General features: G+C 64.2%; 22 protein-coding genes. 15 read left to right on the top strand and 7 right to left on the bottom strand.

Annotated features, from left to right (window positions below; all coding sequences use genetic code 11):
• Positions 1-16: 16 nt before the first annotated feature.
• Complete coding sequence (locus PSEMO_RS20435) at positions 17-1,525, bottom strand: HAMP domain-containing protein (RefSeq protein ID WP_075804783.1); 1,509 nt, start codon at positions 1,523-1,525, stop codon at positions 17-19.
• A 135-nt stretch (positions 1,526-1,660) separates the two neighbouring features.
• Between PSEMO_RS20435 and serB the strand changes: the two genes are divergently transcribed.
• Positions 1,661-2,872 carry a phosphoserine phosphatase SerB gene (serB, locus tag PSEMO_RS20430; protein WP_075804782.1) on the top strand — a complete coding sequence of 404 codons (1,212 nt, stop codon included), beginning with the start codon at positions 1,661-1,663 and terminating at the stop codon, positions 2,870-2,872.
• Between the two features lie 151 nt (positions 2,873-3,023).
• On the top strand, positions 3,024-3,431 hold the full coding sequence (locus tag PSEMO_RS20425) for a lectin OAA family protein (RefSeq protein ID WP_178392029.1): 408 nt from the start codon (positions 3,024-3,026) through the stop codon (positions 3,429-3,431).
• A gap of 93 nt (positions 3,432-3,524) precedes the next feature.
• Here PSEMO_RS20425 and asd read toward each other — a convergent pair whose 3' ends face one another.
• The 3 genes from asd to PSEMO_RS20410 are packed head-to-tail and all read right to left on the bottom strand — an operon-like array spanning position 3,525 to position 6,798.
• The gene (gene asd, locus PSEMO_RS20420; protein WP_075804780.1) at positions 3,525-4,394 is read right to left on the bottom strand and encodes an archaetidylserine decarboxylase; all 870 of its coding nucleotides are present in this window, start codon (positions 4,392-4,394) and stop codon (positions 3,525-3,527) included.
• A gap of 9 nt (positions 4,395-4,403) precedes the next feature.
• Positions 4,404-5,213, bottom strand: coding sequence for a rhodanese-like domain-containing protein (locus PSEMO_RS20415; RefSeq protein ID WP_075804779.1), 810 nt, complete (start codon positions 5,211-5,213; stop codon positions 4,404-4,406).
• 46 nt (positions 5,214-5,259) lie between these two features.
• Positions 5,260-6,798, bottom strand: a complete 1,539-nt coding sequence (locus tag PSEMO_RS20410) for an HDOD domain-containing protein (RefSeq protein WP_075804778.1) — start codon at positions 6,796-6,798, stop codon at positions 5,260-5,262.
• A gap of 131 nt (positions 6,799-6,929) precedes the next feature.
• Here PSEMO_RS20410 and motA point away from each other — a divergent pair, with 131 nt between their 5' ends.
• Complete coding sequence (motA, locus tag PSEMO_RS20405; protein WP_075804777.1) at positions 6,930-7,781, top strand: flagellar motor stator protein MotA; 852 nt, start codon at positions 6,930-6,932, stop codon at positions 7,779-7,781.
• Between the two features lie 3 nt (positions 7,782-7,784).
• Positions 7,785-8,810 (top strand): flagellar motor protein MotB, encoded by a 1,026-nt coding sequence (motB, locus tag PSEMO_RS20400; protein ID WP_075804776.1) that lies wholly within the window; start codon positions 7,785-7,787, stop codon positions 8,808-8,810.
• Between the two features lie 200 nt (positions 8,811-9,010).
• Here the strand turns inward: motB and PSEMO_RS20395 are convergent, their stop codons facing one another.
• Both PSEMO_RS20395 and rsgA read right to left on the bottom strand, forming a co-directional pair.
• Entirely contained in the window at positions 9,011-9,481 is a 471-nt protein-coding gene (locus PSEMO_RS20395) for a molecular chaperone Tir (RefSeq protein ID WP_075804775.1), read from the bottom strand.
• Between the two features lie 128 nt (positions 9,482-9,609).
• Positions 9,610-10,641 (bottom strand): small ribosomal subunit biogenesis GTPase RsgA, encoded by a 1,032-nt coding sequence (rsgA, locus tag PSEMO_RS20390; RefSeq protein WP_075804774.1) that lies wholly within the window; start codon positions 10,639-10,641, stop codon positions 9,610-9,612.
• 96 nt (positions 10,642-10,737) lie between these two features.
• On the opposite strand from rsgA, the gene orn reads away from it, so the two are divergent.
• Both orn and PSEMO_RS20380 read left to right on the top strand, forming a co-directional pair.
• On the top strand, positions 10,738-11,280 hold the full coding sequence (gene orn / locus PSEMO_RS20385) for an oligoribonuclease (protein WP_075804773.1): 543 nt from the start codon (positions 10,738-10,740) through the stop codon (positions 11,278-11,280).
• Positions 11,281-11,461: 181 nt separating this feature from the next.
• On the top strand, positions 11,462-12,073 hold the full coding sequence (locus PSEMO_RS20380) for a trimeric intracellular cation channel family protein (protein WP_075804772.1): 612 nt from the start codon (positions 11,462-11,464) through the stop codon (positions 12,071-12,073).
• Here the strand turns inward: PSEMO_RS20380 and queG are convergent.
• Entirely contained in the window at positions 12,055-13,134 is a 1,080-nt protein-coding gene (gene queG, locus PSEMO_RS20375) for a tRNA epoxyqueuosine(34) reductase QueG (protein WP_075804771.1), read from the bottom strand. The genes PSEMO_RS20380 and queG overlap by 19 nt on opposite strands.
• Positions 13,135-13,198: 64 nt before the next feature.
• On the opposite strand from queG, the gene PSEMO_RS20370 reads away from it, so the two are divergent.
• From PSEMO_RS20370 to hflC, 9 genes are all read left to right on the top strand, one after another.
• Positions 13,199-14,059: an NAD(P)H-hydrate dehydratase gene (locus PSEMO_RS20370; protein ID WP_075804770.1), complete on the top strand. Its 861-nt coding sequence runs from the start codon at positions 13,199-13,201 to the stop codon at positions 14,057-14,059.
• Positions 14,047-14,517, top strand: a complete 471-nt coding sequence (gene tsaE / locus PSEMO_RS20365) for a tRNA (adenosine(37)-N6)-threonylcarbamoyltransferase complex ATPase subunit type 1 TsaE (protein WP_075804769.1) — start codon at positions 14,047-14,049, stop codon at positions 14,515-14,517. Before PSEMO_RS20370 ends, tsaE begins: the two co-directional genes overlap by 13 nt.
• Before the next feature lie 2 nt (positions 14,518-14,519).
• The gene (locus PSEMO_RS20360) at positions 14,520-15,965 is read left to right on the top strand and encodes an N-acetylmuramoyl-L-alanine amidase (RefSeq protein ID WP_178392028.1); all 1,446 of its coding nucleotides are present in this window, start codon (positions 14,520-14,522) and stop codon (positions 15,963-15,965) included.
• Complete coding sequence (gene mutL / locus PSEMO_RS20355; protein WP_075804768.1) at positions 15,962-17,848, top strand: DNA mismatch repair endonuclease MutL; 1,887 nt, start codon at positions 15,962-15,964, stop codon at positions 17,846-17,848. Before PSEMO_RS20360 ends, mutL begins: the two co-directional genes overlap by 4 nt.
• Positions 17,849-17,851: 3 nt before the next feature.
• The gene (gene miaA, locus PSEMO_RS20350) at positions 17,852-18,826 is read left to right on the top strand and encodes a tRNA (adenosine(37)-N6)-dimethylallyltransferase MiaA (RefSeq protein WP_075804767.1); all 975 of its coding nucleotides are present in this window, start codon (positions 17,852-17,854) and stop codon (positions 18,824-18,826) included.
• Positions 18,827-18,919: 93 nt separating this feature from the next.
• The gene (gene hfq / locus PSEMO_RS20345) at positions 18,920-19,180 is read left to right on the top strand and encodes an RNA chaperone Hfq (protein WP_065758756.1); all 261 of its coding nucleotides are present in this window, start codon (positions 18,920-18,922) and stop codon (positions 19,178-19,180) included.
• Positions 19,181-19,192: 12 nt separating this feature from the next.
• Entirely contained in the window at positions 19,193-20,494 is a 1,302-nt protein-coding gene (hflX, locus tag PSEMO_RS20340) for a ribosome rescue GTPase HflX (protein ID WP_075804766.1), read from the top strand.
• A 97-nt stretch (positions 20,495-20,591) separates the two neighbouring features.
• Positions 20,592-21,764 carry an FtsH protease activity modulator HflK gene (hflK, locus tag PSEMO_RS20335; RefSeq protein WP_075804765.1) on the top strand — a complete coding sequence of 391 codons (1,173 nt, stop codon included), beginning with the start codon at positions 20,592-20,594 and terminating at the stop codon, positions 21,762-21,764.
• Positions 21,764-22,633 carry a protease modulator HflC gene (hflC, locus tag PSEMO_RS20330; protein WP_075804764.1) on the top strand — a complete coding sequence of 290 codons (870 nt, stop codon included), beginning with the start codon at positions 21,764-21,766 and terminating at the stop codon, positions 22,631-22,633. Before hflK ends, hflC begins: the two co-directional genes overlap by 1 nt.
• Positions 22,634-22,799: the final 166 nt, after the last annotated feature.

The raw sequence follows: 22,799 nt of genomic DNA, 5'->3' as shown, positions 1-22,799 counted from the left end.
AGCAGCACCGCAAATATCAGTTCTTCACCTGCCGCTCATGCATCCGCGCCAGCTGCCGTTCCAGCATCGACGGATAAGGCTCCATCAAGCGCTCCACACAACAGGCGCCCTCAGGGCTGGCAATCGGGCGGATCCGCGCACGCTGGCGAATCAGCGCGTCATCACTGATCTTGCGTTCCACCAGCAGCAGATTACGGCTGTGCTGCGACAGGGCCAGGGCATCCTGGGCCTTTTCGGTCAGCAGCAGGTCGATCTGGCTCAGGCCATTCAGGTTTTCACCCAGCGCCAGGCCCAACTGCAGTTGCAAGGTAATGCCGCTGTCGGCCACTTCTACCTGCAAGGCATGACCCAGGGCCCGCAACAGTTCGCCACAGCAGATGGCATTGGTCAGGTAATCCTCGCCACTGTCCTGGCTGTGGAACAGCAACAGGGTGCTGCCATCGTTGAGCGTCTGCACTTCACCTTCATACAGCGACGCCGCCTGGTCCAGGCAGTCGCGGTAGCGCTCCAGAAGCTCGGTCAGGCGGGCGCGGGGCAGGCGGCGCAGTTGCTCCTGAGAACCCAGTTGCACGGCCAGCACGGCGCTTTTCGTCGGTTCACGTGGAGCGACCGGCTTGGCGGCGACCGGCGCGGCAGCCGGCACGGCGTCGTCACGCAGGTCGGCGAAGGCGTCGTCATCTTCGTCTTCTTCAGCTTCCACCACGCGCTTGACCGGACGCACCACCGCGGGCGCTTCGTCGAACTCCGGATCGCGCAGATCACGCACTTCGAACGGCTCGGCGTCTTCCTCGAACTCGTCCTCGATTTCCGGCTCGGGCTCGACCGGCTTTGGCGGCGGGGCGAAGCGTGCGTGCAACTGGCGCGCGAGGTCGCCGATCTCGTCCTGGCGCTCGGTGGCCGGGGTGTATTCGTCCAGGTCACGCAGCCACACCCGCAGTTGCAGCAACGGTGTGGAGACGTAGCGCCCGAGGCGCAGGCTCATGGTCAGCGCCAAGGCCAGCAGGATCCCGGCCAGGATGCCCATGCTCTGCATGCTGATGGTCATCGGCTGCTGGAACTGGCTCATGTCGAGGCTGATGCGCAGTTGCCCGGCAGTGACGTCCTGGAAAGTGATCTTGGTTTGGTACAGGCCCTCGGCCTCGCCAAGAAGGCTGTTCTTCGGGCGCTGGCCGGCTTCGGCAAGAATCCGGTTGTCCACGCTGTAGATCGCGGCATGGGCCACCAGCGGGTTCTTCACCAGGTTGCCGAGCAGCACGTTGAGGCTGAGGATGTCGTTGGACACCAGCAGCTCGGTGGCCGAGGTCGCGGTCTGGGTGGTCAGGCTCTGCCCGAGGGCGTCGGCCTGTTCGTGCATGGCTTCCTTGAACTGCAAACCCATCACGCAGGCGTAGATCACCAGCGCCAGGGCAACCAGGAAAATGTTGTGGCAGGCGATGCGCAGTGCCAGTGGCACGCGACGCTGACGCAGGGCACGGAAGATCAGCAGGAAGAAGTTGTCGGTTTTGACGGGCGTGGGCCGGTTCACTGAGCGCGGCTCTTTATGACGGAGAAATTGCTGCGCAGTATAGCGAGCGCCCTTCGGGCGGCAAAGCATCGACTGCGCCCGATGGTCCGCAAAAGGCGGTAGAATGCGCATTTTTTGCACGTCCTGGAGCCCGTCTTGCGCGAAATCGTCTTGATCAACATCACCGGTGAGGACCGTCCGGGTCTGACCGCGGCCATTACCGGCGTTCTGGCCCGTGGCGGTGTGAACATCCTCGATATTGGCCAGGCGGTGATCCACGACACCCTGTCGTTCGGCATCCTCGTCGAGATTCCCGGCACCGAGCAGGGCTCCTCGGTACTCAAGGACCTGCTGTTCACCGGCTACGAACTGAACCAGCAGGTGCGTTTCACCCCGGTCTCGGAAGAAGACTACCGCAACTGGGTGTCCAACCAGGGCAAGCCACGCCACATCGTGACCCTGCTGACCCGCAAGGTCACCGCCGAGCAATTGCAGCGCGTCAGCTCCATCACCGCCAAGTACGGGCTGAACATCGACCATATCGACCGCCTGTCCGGTCGCGTGGCGCTGGACACCCCGGTGGAGCAGGGCAAGGGTTGCATCGAGTTCTCCGTGCGCGGCGAACCGGCCGATCCCCAGGCCCTGCGTGCCGAATTCCTCAGTGTCGGCCAGGAACTGAGCGTCGATATCGCCTTCCAGCAGGATTCGCTGTTCCGCCGCAACCGCCGCCTGGCGGTGTTCGACATGGACTCGACGCTGATCGAGGCCGAAGTGATCGACGAACTGGCCAAGGCCGCCGGCGTCGGCGAGCAGGTCTCGGAAATCACCGAGCGCGCCATGCGCGGCGAGTTGGACTTCCGCGCCAGCTTCAAGGAGCGCCTGGCACTGCTCAAGGGCCTGGACGTCAACGTGCTCGACGATATCGGCGCCTCGCTGCGCCTGACCGAGGGCGCGGAAACCCTGTTCGCCGAACTCAAGCGCCTCGGCTACAAGACCGCCATCCTCTCCGGCGGCTTCACCTATTTCGCCAAGCAACTGCAAGCCAAGCTGGGCATCGACTACGTGTTCGCCAACGAACTGGAAGTGGTCGACGGCAAGGTGACCGGCGTGGCCATCGAGCCGATCGTCGACGCCCAGCGCAAGGCCGACCTGCTCACCGAGCTGGCGCGCAAGGAAGGCCTGCAGATGGAGCAGACCATCGCGGTCGGTGACGGCGCCAACGACCTGCCGATGCTGGCTATCGCCGGCCTCGGCGTGGCTTTCCGTGCCAAGCCGCTGGTGCGCCAGTCGGCCAAGCAGGCGATCTCCACCCTCGGCCTCGATGGCGTGCTCTACCTGCTGGGCATGCGCGACCGCGAAGGCGCGTGATAGAGCGAATGGTTCTAACCATTCGTCCCTTGTGCCCTGGCGTTCTTTGAGCGCCGACTAGGCTTGCTCGCGTGCGGCCCGTACCGAGGGTCGCACGGCCGGTCGGGACACTGGCCGGTCTCCCATCAGCAACTTCAAGGAGATGAAGTTCATGGCGAACAAGTACGCAGTTCAGAACCAATGGGGCGGTAACAGTGCACCGTGGCATCCGGGTGGAACCTGGCAGCTCGGTGCGCGGGACAACCAGAAGGTGGTGGCCGTCGATATCCGTTCCGGTGACGGTGGCGTGACCTTCAAGGGCCAGATGACCTACTCGGGCGAAGGTCCGATCGGCTTCAAGGCCAAGCGCATCGCCCACAACCGCTACGAAGTCCAGAACCAGTGGGGCGGCAACGATGCCCCTTGGCATCCGGGTGGCGAATGGGTCATCGGCGGGCGCGACAACCAGAGCGTGGTTGCCCTGAGCGTCAAGTCGAACGACGGAGGCAAGAGCCTCGATGGCACCAACACCTATGACAACGAAGGCCCGATCGGCTTCCGCAGTCATATCGAGCTGTAAGCTTTAAGCCGCAAGCTGTAAGGAAAAGCAGCCAGCGCATCGGTCTGCTTTTTCTTATGGCTTGCAGCTTGTAGCTTGCAGCTGCCTCAGGGATCAGGCGTGCGGGGCGACCGGCAGGGCCATGCCCTGGCCCATGGTGACCGGCGAGCCGGCGCCGAGGCTTTCGGCCCACTTCACCTGCTCGGGGCCGAACAGCACGATGGCGGTCGAACCCAGCTTGAAGCGACCCAGTTCGGCACCTTTCTCCAGATGGATCGGCGCACGGGAGGCTTCATCGTAGCGGAAGGTCTTCAGCTCGCGCTTCGGCGGGGTGACCAGGCCGGCCCACACCGTCTCGATCGAGGCGACGATCATCGCACCCACCAGCACCACGGCCATCGGCCCGCGTTCGGTATCGAACAGGCAGACCACGCGCTCGTTGCGGGCGAACAGCTCCGGGACGTTTTCCGCGGTGGTCTGGTTCACCGAGAACAGGCGGCCCGGCACGTAGATCATCTCCCGCAGGGTACCGGCCAGCGGCATGTGCACGCGGTGGTAGTCCTTCGGCGACAGGTACACGGTGGCGAACTCGCCGCCCATGAACGGCGCGGCATTGGCCGGATCGCCGCCGAGCAGTTCCTGGGCGCTGTAGCTGTGGCCCTTGGCCTGGAAGATGCGGCCGTGCTCGATCGGACCCAGCTGGCTGATGGCACCGTCGGCCGGGCAGAGGATCGCGCCCGGGGTTTCATCCAGCGGGCGGGCGCCCGGCTTCAGGGCCCGGGTGAAGAAGTCGTTGAAGTGCTCGTAGGCGGTCAGGTCTTCGACCAGGGCCTGGGACATGTCGACCTGGTAGCGCTTGGCGAACCAGGCGGTGAAGGCGTTCTTGAACCAGCGCACGCGGCACTCGGCCACGCAGCCGGCCAGGCGCGAGAGCAGGTGATGGGGCAGCAGGTACTGGCTGATGATGAACAAACGGGATTTCATTGGGTTTCCTTAAACTTCGACGGGCGTGTCCGGATGGTTGCCCCATTCGCCCCAGGAGCCGGCGTACGCCTTGACCCGTGGGTAGCCCAGGTGCTTGGCCACCAGGTAGGTGAAGCCCGAGCGGTGGTGAGTCTGGCAGTGGGTAACGACTTCCTTGTCCTTGCTGATGCCCAGCTGTTCGAGGATCTGCGGCATGTCCTTGCGGATGCGCAGGGCGTCGTTCAGGTCCATGCCGGCGGTCCACTCGAAGTTGACCGCGCCGGGGATGTGTCCGCCCTTGGCGGCGAGGACTTTTTCGCCACGGTATTCGCCGGGGCTGCGCGCGTCCCAGATCGCCAGGTCGGCGGCGCCGAGACGGCTTTGCAGGTATTCGCGGGTGGCGGTGGGCTCGTCATGCAGCACCAGGCTGACCGGCGCCGTAGCGTTGGCCGGGACCTCGGTGCTCAGCAGGTTGGCCGGCCAGGCCTGCACGCCACCGTTGAGGTAGTGGTAGCGCTGGTGGCCGATCACATCCAGCAGCCAGATGAAGCGTCCGGCCCAGCCGCCGCCTTCGTCGTCGTAGACCACGTAGGTGGCGTCGGCGCGATGGCCCAGTTCACTGAAGAGTTTTTCCAGTTCGGTCTTGGCCGGGGCCAGGCCGGGTGCTGGCGGCTGACCCAGTTGCGTGCGCTTGGGATCGACGAAACGGGCACCGGGAAGATGGCCGCTGCCGTAGCGGTTGACGCTGGTCAGGTCGACCAGGATCAACTCCGGCGAAGCGAGGCGCGGCTGCAGGTCTGCCGGTTCGATCACCAGGGGCAAGCCGGAAAAGTCAGTCATCCAGAAACTCCAGAGCGGAACAGAGGGTGGCGATTGTAGCGCAGGGTCAGGCGCCGCGGTTGCTGAAGGTGGCGAGGGCGCGCTCCAGGCACTGGGCCGTCCTGGCAAAGGCCTGGACGCTGACTTCGGAGAACGGGCCGCCGCCCTGGTCGGCCATCAGCAGCATGATCACTTTGCCGTTGTTCGACAGCGAACGCAGCAGCAGGTGTTCGCCACGGAACAGCACGCGCAGGCTGCCTGGAAGCAGGGCGGAGAACTGCGCATGGTTCTGCGGGGTGAGGCGCAGTTGTGCCGATTGTGTAAGCAGGCGTTGCAGCAATTTGCTCTGTTCCACCGGTACCGTGAGGCTGGCGGCCTGTTGCGGCAGGCCCGCCAACTGGTGGACGCGCAGGTAGCTTTGGGTCTTGTCGCACATCAACAGCAGCACCCGTTTCATCCCGCAGGCCTGCAGGGCTTCGCGGGCGTAGGTGGTCAGGTGCATGGCGTTGGAGAACGGGCTCGGCTCGGTGAGCAGGTCGGCGCAGTATTTGCGCCAGTCGCCGAGGGCCTTGGTGTCCGGGGTGCTCGCCTGCTGCATGCCGCGCGGGATGTAGCGGGCATCGGCGGGCCAGAGCAGCATCTGCGCCGGATGGAATACGCCTTGCAGCCCATGCTTGCGCGCACTGGCCGCCGCCTGCTGGTGGTTCTGCACCTGGACGTCTTCGAGCGCTGCCTGCAGGTACAGGCTGATCAGCTGTTGCCAGCGGCGGATATGGGCGCCGGTCCAGGCATGCTGCGCGGCCAGGGCCACGCCGTTGGCCAGCATCACGGTGTTGGCCGGATGGTTCAGCCAGCGCCGCAGTTCCGGGTCGGCATCCAGCTTCTGTTGCTGGCGCAGCGGGCTTTTGTGCAGGCGGGCGATGTGCATGACCTTGGCCAGCGAGCGGCGCTCTTCCTGCAACAGGTGATAGCCCTGGGTGACCCAGGTCGGCAGGTGCCAGAACTCGGCGAGGGCCTGGCACAGGCTGAGCAGGCGCACGCCGAACAGCTCGCGCTCGACCTTGGGGGCCGGCTCGCCGCGATGGACCACGCGCACTTCCCATTCTTCCAGCAGTTGCGGATGGGTCAGGGCCAGCGGCCAGAGGGGCGAAAGAAACAGCAGGCTGCCCCAGTGGATGTCCTGCCAGAGCCGCGCCAGGCGGCTGGCGAACAGGCCGCTGGCCTGCTGGCTGGCGTGCTGGCTGATCATCTGCAATTGGCGCAGGGCCAGGGGGATCTGTTCGACGGGCGCGGTCGGCAGGCGCTGCATCAAGGCATCGACGCGGGCCAGGCCGAGACGGTTGAGCGCGACCTCGAGATTCTCTGCCGGCTCGGCGATGGTGGCGTGGGTATGCCGATTCGCTTCGCGCATTACCCCAAGCACCAAAGCCGGACTATCCTGCATCACTTCGGCAATGTCGCGCAGCGAACGGCGGCTGTCCGCGAGCGCTTCTTTCACGCGGTCGTGGCTATGGCACGGGACTGGTAGAGGGGTACCGTCCAGTAGTTTGATCCAGGCGTCTAGAGTCTTCGGATTCGTAGTTGGCACGATGGTTTCACTAAGCATGCTGGAAGTGGGCCAAGCTGGCTTTTCGCCTTGACTGGCTATAGTCTGGCGCAGAACTGCCGATAAGTAGAAGAAGAGATTTACTAACTTCCGTCCTCACCCAAGACCCCGACAGTAAGTGCTTTCTATCTATGGCTAAAATTATCGGCATCATTGTCGTATTCGCGAGCGTGCTAGGCGGATATGTGCTCTCCCACGGCAAGATCGCGGCCCTGATCCAGCCTTTCGAGGTGCTGATCATTGGCGGTGCCGCGTTCGGTGCGTTCCTGCAGGCCAACCCTGGCTATATGACCATGCATGTGGTGAAAAAGTCGCTGAGCATGTTCAGCAGCCGCTTTTCCCACGCCTTCTATATAGAAGTGCTCGGCCTGGTCTACGAGATCCTCAACAAGAGCCGCCGCGAAGGCATGATGGCGATCGAGGGCGACATCGAGGATGCCGCGGCGAGCCCCATCTTCGCCAAGTACCCGGCGGTGCTGAAGGACGAGCGCATGACCGCGTACGTCTGTGACTACCTGCGCATCATGTCCACCGGCAACATGGCTCCCCACGAGCTGGAAGGCCTGTTCGACATGGAACTGCTGAGCATGAAGGAAGAGCTGGAGCACCCGTCCCACGCGGTGACCGGTATCGCCGACGGCATGCCCGGTTTCGGTATCGTCGCAGCGGTACTGGGTATCGTGGTGACCATGGCCTCGCTGGGCGAGGGTGACCAGGCGGCCATCGGCATGCACGTAGGTGCGGCGCTGGTGGGTACCTTCTTCGGTATTCTCGCGGCCTACGGCTTCTTCGGCCCGCTGGCGACCTCCCTGGCCCACGATGCCAAGGAAGAGCTGAACACCTACGAAGCGATCAAGGCCTCCCTGGTGGCGTCGGCCTCCGGCATGCCGCCTTCGCTGGCCGTGGAATTCGGACGCAAGGTGCTCTATCCGAAGCACCGTCCGAGCTTCGCCGAGCTGGAACAAGCAGTCCGCGGTCGCTGATCCATGGAAAATAATCAGCCGATTATCATCAAGCGCGTCAAGCGCTTCGGCGGTGGCCATCATGGTGGTGCGTGGAAGATCGCCTTCGCCGACTTCGCCACGGCGATGATGGCGTTCTTCCTCGTGCTCTGGCTGCTGTCCACGGCCACGCCGGAACAGAAGATCGCCATCGCCGGCTATTTCAAGGACCCGATCGGGTTCTCGGAAAGTGGCACGCCGTACATCATCGACCTCGGTGGCTCGCCCGAACTGGCACCGGAAAAGACCATCAACCCGGAACAGCAGGCGGCGCCGACACCGGAAAGCAGCGTGGTCAGCCCGGAGCAGGCCGAGAGCCTGGCCGAGCAGGTCGAGCGCGAGCGCCTTGAGCTGGTCCTGCAGGAACTGCAGAACAAGGTCGAGCAGAGTCCGGAGCTGCAGAAGTTCAAGGACCAGATTCTCTTCGAGATCACCCAGGACGGCCTGCGCATCCAGATCGTCGATGCCGAGAACCGGCCGATGTTCGACCTCGGCAGTGCGCGGCTGAAGCCGTATTTCGAAGACATCCTGCTGGCCATGGCCGACACCATCAAGACGGTGCCGAACAAGATCAGCGTCAGTGGCCATACCGATGCCAAGCCGTATTCCGGCAGCGGCGAGTTCGGCAACTGGGAGCTCTCGGCCAACCGCGCCAACGCCGCGCGGCGTGCGCTGGTCGCCGGTGGTTATCCGGACGGGCAGGTGGCGCGGGTGGTGGGTTATGCCTCCTCGTCGCTGTTCGACCGCGAGCATCCGCAGAACCCGGTGAACCGGCGCATCGATATCGTGGTGCTGACCAAGAAGGCGCAGCGGGCGATCGAGGGCGAGCAGTCGCCAACGGACGGTCAGCAGGCCCCTGCGACCAACCCGGATGGCACTCCGGCGGTACCGGGTGCTGCGGCGCCCGCCGAGCCGGTGCCGGAACCGATGCAGCCGCAGGAGTTGCGCCAGAAGCTGAATATCTTCGAGGACGGTACCTTGAAGATGGACGAGCCAGGCAAGCAGCAGTAAGCGAGCCGCAATGAAAAGCCCGCCCGGAGCGATCCCGGCGGGCTTTTTTATGGTGTTGTGGCTGATGGCCTCATCGCCGGCAACGCCGGCTCCCACAGGTTTTTGCGGTGTATGCGGTCCCTGTGGGAGCCGGCGTTGCCGGCGATTGGCCCGTCAAGACACCATCATTGTTCAAGTCTCACAGGGGGGTGCGGTTCGCCTTAGAAGCCCCGGCGCAGGCGGGCCTTCAGGTCCGTGTGGAAAAACTCCGCATTATTACGATTGGTCTCCGCCGCATCCTTGCTGATCGCCCGGCGGAAGGTCTGCTCATCGTGGTAGGCACTGACGAACAGGTCGATATGCTCGCGCCGGGTCAGGGTCGGCCAGCGCTCCAAATAGCCGGGCTGGCTGCCTTCGCACTGGTAGAACGCCAGGCGACGGTTGAGCTGGGTCGCGCTGCCGAGGCTGAAGGGTATCCACCACTCATCCCCGCCACCCTGGCCAAGCACGGTGATCATGTGCGTGCAGGCATTGATGTTGGTGTTGAACAGGGTGCAGATGTCGTCGGTGGTCTGCCGGGCCTGCGGGTCGAACAATTCGAGGCAGGTGTTGATGCCTTCGAGCTTGAGTCGTTCGTTGATTACGAACGCGTCGAGGCGGTCTGGGTGGCGGTAGCTGATGAATACAGGCATCACGAGGCGTCCTTTCTGGTGAAAGCGGCGACGATCAGTGAATTCCTTCAACCCGGCAATAGATGGCTAGAAACAAAGAACCGTCCTACGTTGCCGTATGAACGGTCCTACAGAAATGGACTACAGGATCAGTAAGTGTCCTGCGGCAGGCTGGCGATGATCGAGCGGTAGCTGTTCATCCGTTGCTGCTGGATCCGCCCGTCTTCGAGGGCCTTGAGCAGGGCGCAGCCGGGCTCGCGGTCATGCTTGCAGTCGCGGAAGCGGCAAGTACCGAGCAGGTCGGTGAACTCGATGAAGCCGGCTTCGACGTCGTCACGGCTGACATGCACCAGGCCGAATTCGCGGATACCCGGGGAGTCGATCAGCTCGCCGCCACCGGGGAAGTGGTACAGGCGCGCGGTGGTGGTGGTGTGCTGGCCCTGGCCGGACCACTCCGACAGCGCGCCGACCCGGGTCTGCACTTCCGGCAGCAGGCTGTTGACCAGCGACGACTTGCCGACCCCGGACTGGCCGACGAACACGCTGATGTGGCCGTCGAGCATCTTCTTCAATTGCTCCATGCCATCGCCCTGGTGCGCCGAGACTTCCAGCAGCGGATAGCCCAGTTGCCTGTAAACCGCCAGCAACGCATTCAGTGCCGGGGCGTTCTGCTCGTCGATCAGGTCGGCCTTATTCAGCAACAGCAGCGGACGGATGCCGGCGTGCTCGGCCGCCACCAGGTAGCGGTCGATCAGGTTGGCGTGGGGCTCGGGTGCCGGGGCGAAGACAATCACGATCAGGTCGACGTTGGCCGCCACCGGCTTGAGCTGGCCACGGCTATCGGGCCGGCACAGCTCGGTGCTGCGCGGCAGTTGTGCGACGATCACGCCGATACCCTGGTTGCCGGCGCGCCAGACCACGCGGTCGCCGGTCACCAGCGCCGGCAGGTTGGCGCGCAGGTGGCAGCGGAAAACCTGGCCGGCTTCCTCGCCGTCATCGGCCTCGACCTCGACCTGCACGCCAAAGTGGGCGATCACCAGGCCGGTCTGTTCAGGCCCCAGGTCGCCGCCTTCGAGCACCTCCAGGGCGCGCTCCTCGCGTTTGGCCGCACGGGCGGCCCGTTCTTCCTGGATTTTTTCGATGCGCCAGTTCTGGCGGCGGTTGAGCTGGCGTTTGGCCATGAATGTCTCGTCGATTTAAAGCGGGGATGTTGAAACGGCGTCGAGTTTAGCACGCTCCACTAGGCTAAACTGCGCAGCTACCGAGGAGTCCGACTTATGCAAAACCCACAGAATCTGATCTGGATCGACCTGGAAATGACCGGTCTGGACCCTGATCACGACGTCATCATCGAGATGGCGACCATCGTTACCGACAGCAACCTGAACACTCTGGCCGAAGGCCCGGTGATCGCGATCCATCACAGCGACGAGATCCTCGCCCGCATGGACGACTGGAACACCCGTACCCATGGTGCGTCCGGCCTGACCCAGCGCGTGCGCGAAAGCACCATCGACATGGCCGAGGCCGAGGCGCAGACCATTGCCTTCCTCGAGCAATGGGTGCCGAAGGGCAAGTCGCCGATCTGCGGCAACAGCATCTGCCAGGACCGCCGCTTCCTGTATCGCCATATGCGCGGGCTGGAAAACTACTTCCACTACCGCAACCTGGACGTCTCGACCCTGAAAGAGCTGGCCGACCGCTGGGCGCCTGAGGTGAAGGACGGGTTCAAGAAGGGCAGCACGCACCTGGCGCTGGATGATATTCGTGAGTCGATTGCCGAGTTGCAGCACTACCGCAAGCATTTCATCAAGTTCTGAGTCGTGGCCACTGGCCCTATCGCTGGCAAGCCAGCTCCCACAGGGTTCGGCAGCGCCTCGGACACTGTGGGAGCTGGCTTGCCAGCGATGAGGCCATCAGCATCACTAGAAGTCTTGTGCCCCCTTTTGGTGCCAGCAGCAACTGGTTAGACTGCGCGCCTTTCTGCCAGGACCCCGCGCCATGCTGTTGATGCTCTACCTCATCGCGATCACCGCCGAAGCCATGACCGGTGCGCTGTCCGCCGGCCGCCGCGGCATGGACTGGTTCGGGGTGGTGCTGATCGCCTGCGTCACCGCACTGGGCGGCGGTTCGGTGCGCGACGTGCTGCTGGGCCACTACCCGCTCACCTGGGTCAAGCACCCGGAATACCTGGTGCTGACCAGCGTCGCCGCGCTGCTGACCATCTTCATCGCGCCGCTGATGCGCCATCTGCGCTCGCTGTTCCTGGTGCTCGACGCCCTGGGCCTGGTGGCCTTCACCCTGATCGGCTGCATGACCGCCCTGGAACTGGGCCATGGCATGCTGGTAGCGTCCATCAGTGGCGTGGTCACCGGGGTCTTTGGCGGTATCCTCCGGGACATCTTCTGCAACGACATCCCGCTGGTGTTCCGGCGCGAACTGTATGCCAGCGTGTCCTTCGCCGCCGCCTGGTGCTACATGGGCTGCGTGTACCTCAAGCTACCGGCCGAGCAGTCGATCCTGATCACCCTGTTCGGCGGCTTCCTGCTGCGGTTGCTGGCGATCCGCTTCCACTGGGAAATGCCCAAGTTCCACTACAACGACGAGCACTGACGCTCGGTGTGCTGCCTGAGTGCCCATTCCACATGCTCGCGGACCAGCTCGGACGGGTAGTCGCGGCGGGCATTGAGGGCGTCCAGCACCGGGATGGTCGACGGCGCATTGCCCAGGCCGACCGCCAGGTTGCGTAGCCAGCGCTCATAGCCGGCACGCCTCAGTGGCGAACCCTCGGTGCTGGCGAGGAAACGCTCCTCATCCCACATGAACAGCTCCGCCAGGCCGGCATTGTCCAGGCCATGGCGCGGCTTGAAGTCGTTTTCCGCCGTCTCCTTGGCGAAGCGGTTCCACGGACAGACGATCTGGCAGTCATCGCAGCCGAACACGCGGTTGCCGATCATCGAGCGCAGTTCCTCGGGAATCGCGTTCTTCAGTTCGATGGTCAGGTAGGAAATGCAGCGCCGCGCATCCAGCACGTAAGGCCCGACGAAGGCCTTGGTTGGGCAGATATCCAGGCAGGCGCTGCACCGGCCGCAATGCTCGGTGGCCTGGGCTTCGTCCACCGGCAGCGGCAGGTCGACGAACAGCTCGCTGAGGAAGAAATAGCTACCGGCCTTGCGGTTGAGCAGCAAGGTGTTCTTGCCGATCCAGCCGAGGCCGGCCTGTTCGGCAATGGCCTTTTCCAGCACCGGGGCGCTGTCGACGAAGGCGCGGAAGCCGAACGGGCCGATTTCCTTCTGGATGCGCTCGGCCAGGTGCTGCACGCGCTTGCGCACCAGTTTGTGGTAGTCGCGGCCGAGGGCGTAGCGGGAGATATAGGCCTGTTCCGGCTGGGCCAGGCGCTGGGCCATCTGGGTGTCGCCGGGCAGGTAGTCCATGCGCAGCGAGACCACGCGCACGGTGCCGGGCACCAGTTCGTCGGGATGGGAGCGCTTGCTGCCGTGGGCGCCCATATAGTCCATCTCGCCGTGGTAGCCGGCTGCCAGCCAGCGTTCCAGGTGCTGTTCGTGCTCGGCCAGCTCCACGCCGGAGATGCCGACGTGGGCAAAACCCAGTTCGCGCCCCCACTCCTTGATGGATTGGGCGAGGGCGGGGAGGTCGATGGAAGAGACGGACATGCGAAATAGGGCAATAAAAGGACAGGTGCGTATAATTCTGCCAGACATCGGAGCCCAACGACGCATGCCTCAGACCAAACACCCTTCACACGAGCCGCTGGTGCTCACCCGTGACGCCCTGGCGAGCCTGCCGGCGCGGCCATTCAATGCCCACAAGGGGCAGTTCGGCCATGTCCTGATCGTGGGTGGTGATCGCGGCACCGGCGGCGCGGTCCTGCTGGGTGCCGAGGCCGCCTTGCGCTGTGGCGCGGGGCTGGTGTCCGTGGCCACGCGTCCCGAGCATGTACCCGCCGCCCTGGCCCGGCTTCCCGAGGTCATGAGCCTTGGCGTGCACTCGGCCAACCAACTGATGGCGCCGATCGAGCGCGCCTCGGTGCTGGTGGTCGGGCCCGGACTGGGCCAGGCCGCCTGGGGCCGCAGCCTGCTGTCGGCGGTGGCCAGTTCGGCCCTGCCGCAGATCTGGGATGCCGATGCCCTGAACCTGCTGGCCTCGGCGCCCATGGCGCTGGTGCGCGGCAGCATCATTACCCCGCATCCCGGCGAGGCCGCACGGTTGCTGGGGATTTCCACCGAGGCGGTGCAGGCCGATCGTCCCGGCGCGGCACGTAAGCTGGCGCGCAAATATGCGGCGGTGAGCGTGCTCAAGGGCGCGGGGACCCTGGTTGCCGATCCCCATGGCCAGTTGGCGCTGTGCAAGCGCGGGCATCCGGCCATGGCGGGGGCCGGCCTGGGCGATGTGTTGAGCGGTGTGCTCGGCGCCTTGCTGGCCCAGGACATGAGCGCCTGGGACGCCGCCTGCCTTGGCGTCTGGCTGCACGCCTGCGCCGGTGAACGCCTGGGTGACCAGGGGCGCGGCCTGGCGGCCCATGATCTGGTCCCGTCTATTCGTCAGTTGTTGGAGGAGCATTCAGCGTGTCAGGCATAACCCTGTTTCTGGCCGACGAGCAGGCCATGGTCGACTTTGGCGCACGTGTCGCCCAGGTGACCCAAGGCCATGGTGTGATCTTTCTCGAAGGCGACCTCGGCGCCGGCAAGACCACCCTGTCCCGAGGCATCATTCGCGGCCTCGGGCATACCGGTGCTGTGAAAAGTCCTACATTTACTGTTGTGGAACCCTACGAGATTGGTGAAGTCCGAGCTTTTCACTTCGACCTTTATCGCCTGGTCGATCCGGAAGAGCTGGAATTCATGGGGATTCGCGACTATTTCGAAGGCGACGCACTGTGTCTCTTCGAGTGGCCGGACAAGGGTGAGGGCATTTTGCCAAAGCCGGACCTGACCATTACCATAAGCCCCCAGGCGGGCGGCCGGTCGTTGAGCCTGTCGCCGCAAGGTGCTCGCGGTGAAGCCTGGTGTGCCGCTCTGGCCGTGGAATTCAAATAGAAATGGGGAAAGGTATGCGCTTTCGCGCACTGGTTGCCGTCGTAGGACTGCTGCTTACGGCAGTGACCGTCGAGGCCTTCGCGGCCTCGCAGGTCAAGAGCATGCGTCTGTGGCGCGCGCCGGACAACACCCGGCTGGTCTTCGACCTGTCCGGCCCGGTGGAGCACAGCGTCTTCACCCTGACCGCACCGGATCGCCTGGTCATCGATATCAATGGCGCCACCCTGGCTGCGCCGCTGACCGCGTCCACTTCAAATACCCCGATCACTGCGGTGCGCTCGGCGCAGCGCACGCCTAACGACCTGCGCGTGGTGATCGACCTGAACAAGTCGGTCACCCCGAAGAGTTTCACCCTGGCGCCCAACGCCCAGTACGGCAACCGCCTGGTGGTCGACCTGTACGACCAGGAAGCCGACGCCATCGCCGCCTCTGCGCCCGCCACCCCGCCGACCCCGGCCGCTACCGCCGCCACGCCGCCTGCCGTACCGGTCACCCCGGCGCAACCGGCGATCAAGCTGCCGCCGGTGCCGAATGGCAAGCGCGATATCGTCATCGCCATCGACGCCGGTCACGGCGGTGAGGACCCGGGTGCCTCGGGCTCCCGCGGCCAGCACGAGAAAGACATCGTCCTGCAGATCGCCAAGGAGCTGCAGCGCCAGATCAATACCGAGAAGGGCTTCCGTGCCGAGCTGACCCGCACCGGCGACTACTTCATCCCGCTGCGCAAACGCACCGAGATCGCCCGCAAGAAGGGCGCCGACCTGTTCATCTCGATCCACGCCGACGCCGCGCCGTCCAAGGCTGCCTTCGGTGCCTCGGTGTTCGCCCTGTCCGATCGTGGCGCCACCTCCGAGACTGCACGCTGGCTGGCGGACAGTGAAAACCGTTCCGACCTGATCGGTGGTGCCGGCAACGTCAGCCTCGACGACAAGGACCGCATGCTCGCCGGGGTGCTGCTCGACCTGTCGATGACCGCGTCCCTCAGCTCCAGCCTGAACGTCGGGCAGAAGGTGCTGGGCAATATCGGCCGGGTCACCTCGCTGCACAAGCGCCGTGTGGAACAGGCCGGGTTCATGGTGCTGAAGTCGCCGGATATCCCGTCGATCCTGGTGGAAACCGGCTTCATCTCCAACGCCAACGAGGCTGCCAAGCTGGCCACGGCGAGCCACCAGCAATCCCTGGCGCGCTCGATCCACAGTGGCGTGAAGCAGTTCTTCCAGCAGAACCCGCCGCCGGGCACCTATATCGCCTGGTTGCGTGACACCGGCAAGATTGCCCAGGGCCCGCGCGAGCACACGGTGCGTCCGGGCGAGACCCTGGCGATGATCGCCGTGCGCTACCAGGTCAGCGTCGCCAGCCTGCGCAGCAGCAACAGCCTGAAAAGCGATGAGCTGAAAGTTGGCCAGAACCTCGACATCCCCGCCACCACCCTGGCGGGCCAGCCATGAGTTCGGCTTCGCGCATCGAACTGCTCAGCCCCCGTCTCGCCAACCAGATCGCCGCCGGCGAGGTGGTCGAGCGGCCGGCCTCGGTGATCAAGGAACTGCTGGAAAACAGCCTCGACTCCGGTGCCCGGCGCATCGATGTGGAAGTGGAGCAGGGCGGGGTCAAGCTGCTCAAGGTGCGTGACGATGGCAGCGGTATCGCCTCCGATGACCTGCCGCTGGCCCTGGCCCGTCACGCCACCAGCAAGATCCGTGACCTCGAGGACCTGGAACGGGTGATGAGCCTGGGTTTTCGCGGCGAGGCGCTGGCTTCGATCAGCTCGGTGGCACGCCTGACCCTGACCTCGCGAACCCGTGATGCCCAGCAGGCCTGGCAGGTGGAAACCGAAGGCCGCGACATGGCACCCCGGGTCCAGCCCGCCGCCCACCCGGTCGGCACGTCGGTGGAAGTGCGCGACCTGTTCTTCAATACCCCGGCGCGGCGCAAGTTCCTCAAGACCGAGAAGACCGAGTTCGACCATCTCCAGGAAGTGATCCGGCGCCTGGCGCTGGCGCGCTTCGATGTCGGCTTCCATCTGCGTCATAACGGCAAGAGCATCCTCAGCCTTCACGAAGCGCCGGACGACCTGTCCCGGGCGCGGCGGGTCGGGGCGATCTGCGGTCCGGGCTTTCTCGAACAGGCGCTGCCGATCGAGATCGAGCGCAATGGTCTGCGCCTCTGGGGCTGGGTCGGCTTGCCGACCTTCTCGCGCAGCCAGGCGGATCTCCAGTACTTCTTCGTGAATGGCCGCGCAGTGCGCGACAAGCTGGTTGCCCACGCGGTGCGCCAGGCCTATCGCGATGTGCTGTTCAACGGTCGGCACCCGACCTTCGTGCTGTTCCTCGAACTCGATCCGACCGGGGTCGACGTCAACGTCCACCCGACCAAGCACGAAGTCCGCTTCCGTGACGGGCGCATGGTCCACGACTTCCTCTACGGCACCCTGCACCGGGCGCTGGCGGATGTGCGGCCGGACGACCAGGTCGCGGCACCGGCGGCGACCGAGGAACTCATCCGGCCAAGCGGCGTTCAGGCCGGGGAATTCGGGCCGCAGGGCGAGATGCGTCTGTCCGCCGCGGTGCTGGAGCAGCCGGTTGCCGCGCCCTCGGTTTCCACTCCTGCCGGCGCTGGCTACCAGTACAACTACACGCCGCGGCCAACGGCCGGCGTTCCGGTCCAGGAAGCCCGCGAGGCCTATCGCGAGTTCTATGCCCCGCTGGCCAACGCACAGCCGGCGCCGCTGCCGGAAAGCGAGCGCGACATTCCGCCGCTGGGCTACGCCCTGGCGCAATTGAAAGGCATCTATATCCTTGCGGAGAACGCCCATGGCCTGGTGCTGGTGGACATGCACGCGGCCCATGAGCGGATCATGTACGAGCGCCTGAAGATCGCCATGGCCAGCGAAGGCCTGAGCGGCCAGCCGCTGCTGGTGCCGGAGTCACTGGCCCTGAGCCAGCGCGAGGCGGATTGCGCGGAAGAACATGCGCAGTGGTTCCAGCGCCTGGGCTTCGAATTGCAGCGCCTGGGCCCTGAAAGCCTGGCGATCCGGCAGATCCCGGCGCTGCTCAAGCAGGCCGAGGCCAATCGCCTGGTGCAGGATGTGCTCGCCGACCTGATGGAATACGGCACCAGCGACCGCATCCAGGCACACCTGAACGAGCTGCTCGGGACCATGGCCTGTCACGGCGCGGTACGCGCCAACCGGCGCCTGGCCATCCCGGAAATGAACGGCCTGCTGCGCGACATGGAAAACACCGAGCGCAGCGGTCAATGCAACCACGGTCGCCCGACCTGGACCCAGATGGGCCTGGACGACCTGGACAAACTGTTCCTGCGCGGTCGTTGAAACATGGCGTTGTCGAAACCTCCCGCGATATTCCTGATGGGCCCGACCGCTGCGGGCAAGACCGACCTGGCCATCGAACTGACCAAGGTGCTGCCCTGCGAACTGATCAGCGTCGATTCGGCACTGATCTATCGCGGCATGGACATCGGCACGGCCAAGCCGTCGAAGGAGATTCTCGCGGCCCATCCCCATCGGCTGATCGACATCCTCGACCCGGCCGAAAGCTATTCCGCTGCGGATTTCCGCCGCGATGCCCTCGAAGCCATGGCCGATATCACCGCGCGGGGCAAGATTCCGCTGCTGGTAGGCGGGACCATGCTGTATTACAAGGCGCTGCTCGAAGGCCTGGCGGATATGCCGGCGGCTGATCCGCAGGTTCGTGCCGAACTGGAAGCCCAGGCGCAGCAGCACGGCTGGCAGGCACTGCACGACGAGCTGGCCGCGGTCGATCCGGTCTCGGCGGCGCGTATTCATCCGAATGATCCGCAGCGTCTGATCCGCGCACTCGAAGTGTATCGGGTGAGCGGTTTAACGATGACTTCACATCGTTTGCGTCAAGCTGAGCAAAGTAATGGCTCCGACCCTTCTGGGCCGGGGCAATTGCCCTATACTGTCGCCAGCCTGGCCATCGCCCCGCAGGACCGGCAGGTGCTGCATGAGCGAATTGCACTAAGATTCACGCAAATGCTGGAACAGGGCTTCATTGACGAGGTCCGATTGCTGCGCGCGAGAAGTGACTTGCACGCGGGACTGCCGTCTATACGGGCAGTTGGTTATCGCCAGGTCTGGGATCATCTTGATGGCAAGCTGACTTCAGTTGAAATGCAGGAGCGCGGCATCATTGCCACCCGCCAGTTGGCGAAGCGGCAATTTACCTGGTTGCGCAGTTGGGCCGATCTCCATTGGTTGGACAGCCTGGCTTGCGACAATCTGTCTCGCACCTTGAAATACCTCGGGAGCGTCTCCATATTGGGCTGAATCCCGCAATTGCCGTCTATCCTTGGGGGTGGGGCGGCCTGAGCCATCATTTTTATTGTTTTTTTACTATTGATCCTTACAGGAGTGCGGCATATGTCAAAAGGGCATTCGCTACAAGACCCTTACTTGAATACTTTGAGAAAAGAGAAAGTCGGGGTTTCGATTTACCTGGTCAACGGCATCAAGCTGCAAGGCACCATCGAGTCCTTCGACCAGTTCGTCATCCTGCTGAAGAACACCGTCAGCCAGATGGTCTACAAGCACGCGATCTCGACCGTCGTTCCAGTACGTCCAATCCGTCTGCCTAGCGCAGCTGATGCCGAACACGGCGACGCTGAGCCAGGTAACGCCTGATAGGAGCCTGCTTTGTTCTTTGAGCGCCACGGTGGTGGTGAACGAGCCGTTCTCGTTCATCTGGAAGGTCAGAGCCCTGAGGCGCGCGAAGACCCGCAGGAGTTCCAGGAACTGGCCTTGTCGGCCGGCGCCGATATCGTTGCGCTCGCCAATGTGGCGCGACACCAGCCCACTGCCAAGTTTCTGATTGGCAGCGGCAAGGTCGAGGAACTGCGTGACCTGGTCAAGGCCGAAGAGGCCGACCTGGTCATCTTCAACCACACCCTCACGCCCAGTCAGGAACGCAACCTCGAACGTGTCTTCGAGTGTCGCGTGCTTGACCGCACGGGGCTGATCCTCGACATCTTCGCCCAGCGCGCCCGGACCCATGAGGGCAAGCTGCAGGTCGAGCTGGCGCAGCTCGAACACATGAGCACGCGCCTGGTTCGCGGCTGGACTCACCTTGAGCGGCAGAAAGGCGGTATCGGTCTGCGCGGCCCGGGTGAAACCCAGCTCGAAACCGACCGCCGCCTGCTGCGTGTGCGCCTGCGCCAGATCAAGGCGCGCCTGGACAAGGTGCGCAGCCAGCGCGAACAGGCGCGGCGCGGGCGCAAGCGGGCCGATGTACCCTCGGTTTCACTGGTGGGTTATACCAACGCCGGCAAATCGACCCTCTTCAATGCCCTGACCTCGTCCGATGTCTATGCGGCCGACCAGCTCTTCGCCACCCTCGACCCGACCCTGCGCCGTCTCGAACTGAGCGACATCGGGCCGATCGTGCTGGCGGACACCGTGGGCTTCATTCGTCACCTGCCGCACAAGCTGGTCGAGGCTTTTCGGGCTACGCTCGAAGAGTCGAGCAACTCCGACCTGCTGCTGCATGTGATCGACGCCCACGAGCCCGAGCGCATGGCGCAGATCGAACAGGTGATGGCGGTGCTGGGCGAGATCGGTGCCGAAGGCTTGCCGATCCTCGAGGTGTATAACAAACTCGACCTGCTTGAAGGCATTGAGCCACATATTCAGCGCAATGCCGACGGCAAGCCTGAGCGGGTCTGGGTCTCGGCCCGTGAGGGTCGCGGTCTTGAGCTGGTGGGGCAGGCGATAGCCGAATTGCTGGGGGATGACCTGTTCGTCGGTACCCTTCGCCTGGAACAGCGCTACGCGCGTTTGCGTGCGCAATTCTTTGCGGCGGGGGCCGTGCAGAACGAGGAGCACGACGAAGAAGGCAGCAGCCTGTTGGCCGTGCGTTTGCCACGGGCCGACGTCAACCGCCTGGTGGCGCGCGAAGGGCTGGAGCCGGTCGAGTTCCTCGAACAACACACTTTGCAATAAAAGCCTGACGACGCGGTCAGGCAGCCGTGACAGGCATTCTGTAGCATTGGACGGCGCGCCGTTTGGCGCGTCTTTGCTTTATCAGATGGAGAGCGCTATGGCTTGGAATGAGCCGGGTGGCAACTCGAACAATCAGGATCCCTGGGGTGGGCGTCGCGGCGGTAATGGTGGCGGCGGCGGCGACAAGAAAGGCCCTCCGGATCTCGACGAGGCCTTCCGCAAGTTGCAGGACAGCCTGAACGGCATGTTTGGCAGCGGCAAGAAACGTGGTGGCGGCGACAGCCTCCCGAAAGGTGGCGGCTTCGGCCTGCTCGGCATTGGCCTGCTCGTGCTGCTGGCCATCTGGCTGTACAGCGCGGTCTACGTCGTGGACGAGCAGGAGCAGGCCGTGGTGCTGCGCTTCGGCAAGTACTACGAGACCGTCGGGCCGGGCCTGAACATCTACTTCCCGCCGATGGACCGCAAGTACATGGAAAACGTCACGCGTGAGCGGGCGTACACCAAGCAGGGGCAGATGCTGACCGAGGACGAGAACATCGTCGAGGTCCCGCTGACCGTGCAGTACAAGATCAGCAACCTGCAGGACTTCGTCCTCAACGTCGACCAGCCTGAAGTCAGCCTGCAGCACGCGACCGACAGCGCCCTGCGTCACGTGGTCGGTTCGACCGCGATGGACAAGGTGCTGACCGAAGGCCGCGAGCAGATGGCCGTGGAGATCAAGGAGCGTCTGCAACGCTTCCTCGACACCTACCGTACCGGCATCACCGTCACCCAGGTCAACGTGCAGAGCGCGGCAGCCCCGCGTGAAGTACAGGAAGCCTTCGACGACGTGATCCGTGCCCGTGAAGACGAGCAGCGTGCCCGCAACCAGGCCGAGTCCTACGCCAACGGCGTGGTGCCGGAAGCCCGTGGTCAGGCGCAGCGCATCATCGAGGACGCCAACGGCTACCGCGATGAAGTCATCTCCCGCGCCAAGGGTGAGGCCGATCGCTTCACCAAGCTGGTCACCGAGTACCGCAAAGCGCCCGAGGTCACCCGCGAGCGCCTGTACCTGGAGACCATGCAAGCCGTCTACAGCAACACCAGCAAGGTGCTCGTCACCGGCAAGGACGGGCAGAACAACCTGCTCTACCTGCCGCTGGACAAGATGGTCGACAGCAGCCGCAACGCCAGTCCGTCGGTGAACAGCGTGCCAGCGACTTCGGTCAATGACGCCGCCCGTGCCGTGGATCAACAGCAACAGCAAGTGCGCACCAGGGAGAGCCGCTGATGAGCAATAAATCGCTGATCGCCCTGATTGTCGGCGTGGTCCTGGCCATCGTGGCCTGGAACAGCTTCTACATCGTGTCCCAGACCGAGCGCGCGGTACTGCTGCGCTTCGGTAAGGTGGTCCAGGCGGATGTCCAGCCGGGCCTGCAATTGAAGATCCCGTACGTCAACCAGGTGCGCAAGTTCGACGCCCGGCTGATGACCCTCGACGCCCCGACCCAGCGGTTCCTGACCCTGGAGAAGAAAGCGGTGATGGTCGATGCCTACGCCAAATGGCGGGTGAAGGACGCCGAGCGCTTCTACACCGCGACTTCCGGCATGAAGCAGATCGCCGACGAGCGTCTGTCCCGTCGTCTGGAAAGCGGCCTGCGTGACCAGTTCGGTAAACGTACCCTGCATGAAGTGGTATCCGGTGAGCGCGATGCGCTGATGGCCGATATCACCGCTTCCCTGAACCGCATGGCGGAGAAGGAGCTGGGCATCGAGGTGGTCGACGTTCGCGTCAAGGCCATCGACCTGCCGAAGGAAGTCAACCGCAGCGTGTTCGAGCGGATGAGCACCGAGCGTGAACGTGAAGCCCGCGAGCACCGCGCCAAGGGTAACGAGCTGGCCGAAGGCATCCGTGCCGACGCCGATCGTCAACGCCGCGTATTGCTGGCGGAAGCCTATCGCGAGTCGGAAGAGACCCGCGGTGACGGTGATGCCCAGGCAGCGGCGATCTACGCCAAGGCTTACGGCCAGGACCAGGACTTCTACGCGTTCTACCGTAGCCTGAATGCCTACCGTGAAAGCTTCAGCAGCAAGAACGATGTTCTGGTCCTCGACCCGAGCAGCGAGTTCTTCCGCTTCATGAACAAAGCGAAACCCTGAAGTCGAAACACCCCGTCGGGCGGCTAAAACGTTCGGCGGGGTGATTTATGCAAGACAACGGGTGTATGATGCGGCAGCCGGGAAATTCCCGGCTTTTTTGCGTCTGCAAGATCGAATGACCGCATGCGGTCGCGATCAGCGGCGCGACTCAGGATTCACGAGGGTA

This window comes from Pseudomonas putida (assembly GCF_001941965.1).
In the GTDB taxonomy this organism is placed as follows: Bacteria; Pseudomonadota; Gammaproteobacteria; order Pseudomonadales; family Pseudomonadaceae; genus Aquipseudomonas; species Aquipseudomonas putida_L.
This window is presented reverse-complemented; position numbering and strand designations above follow the sequence as displayed.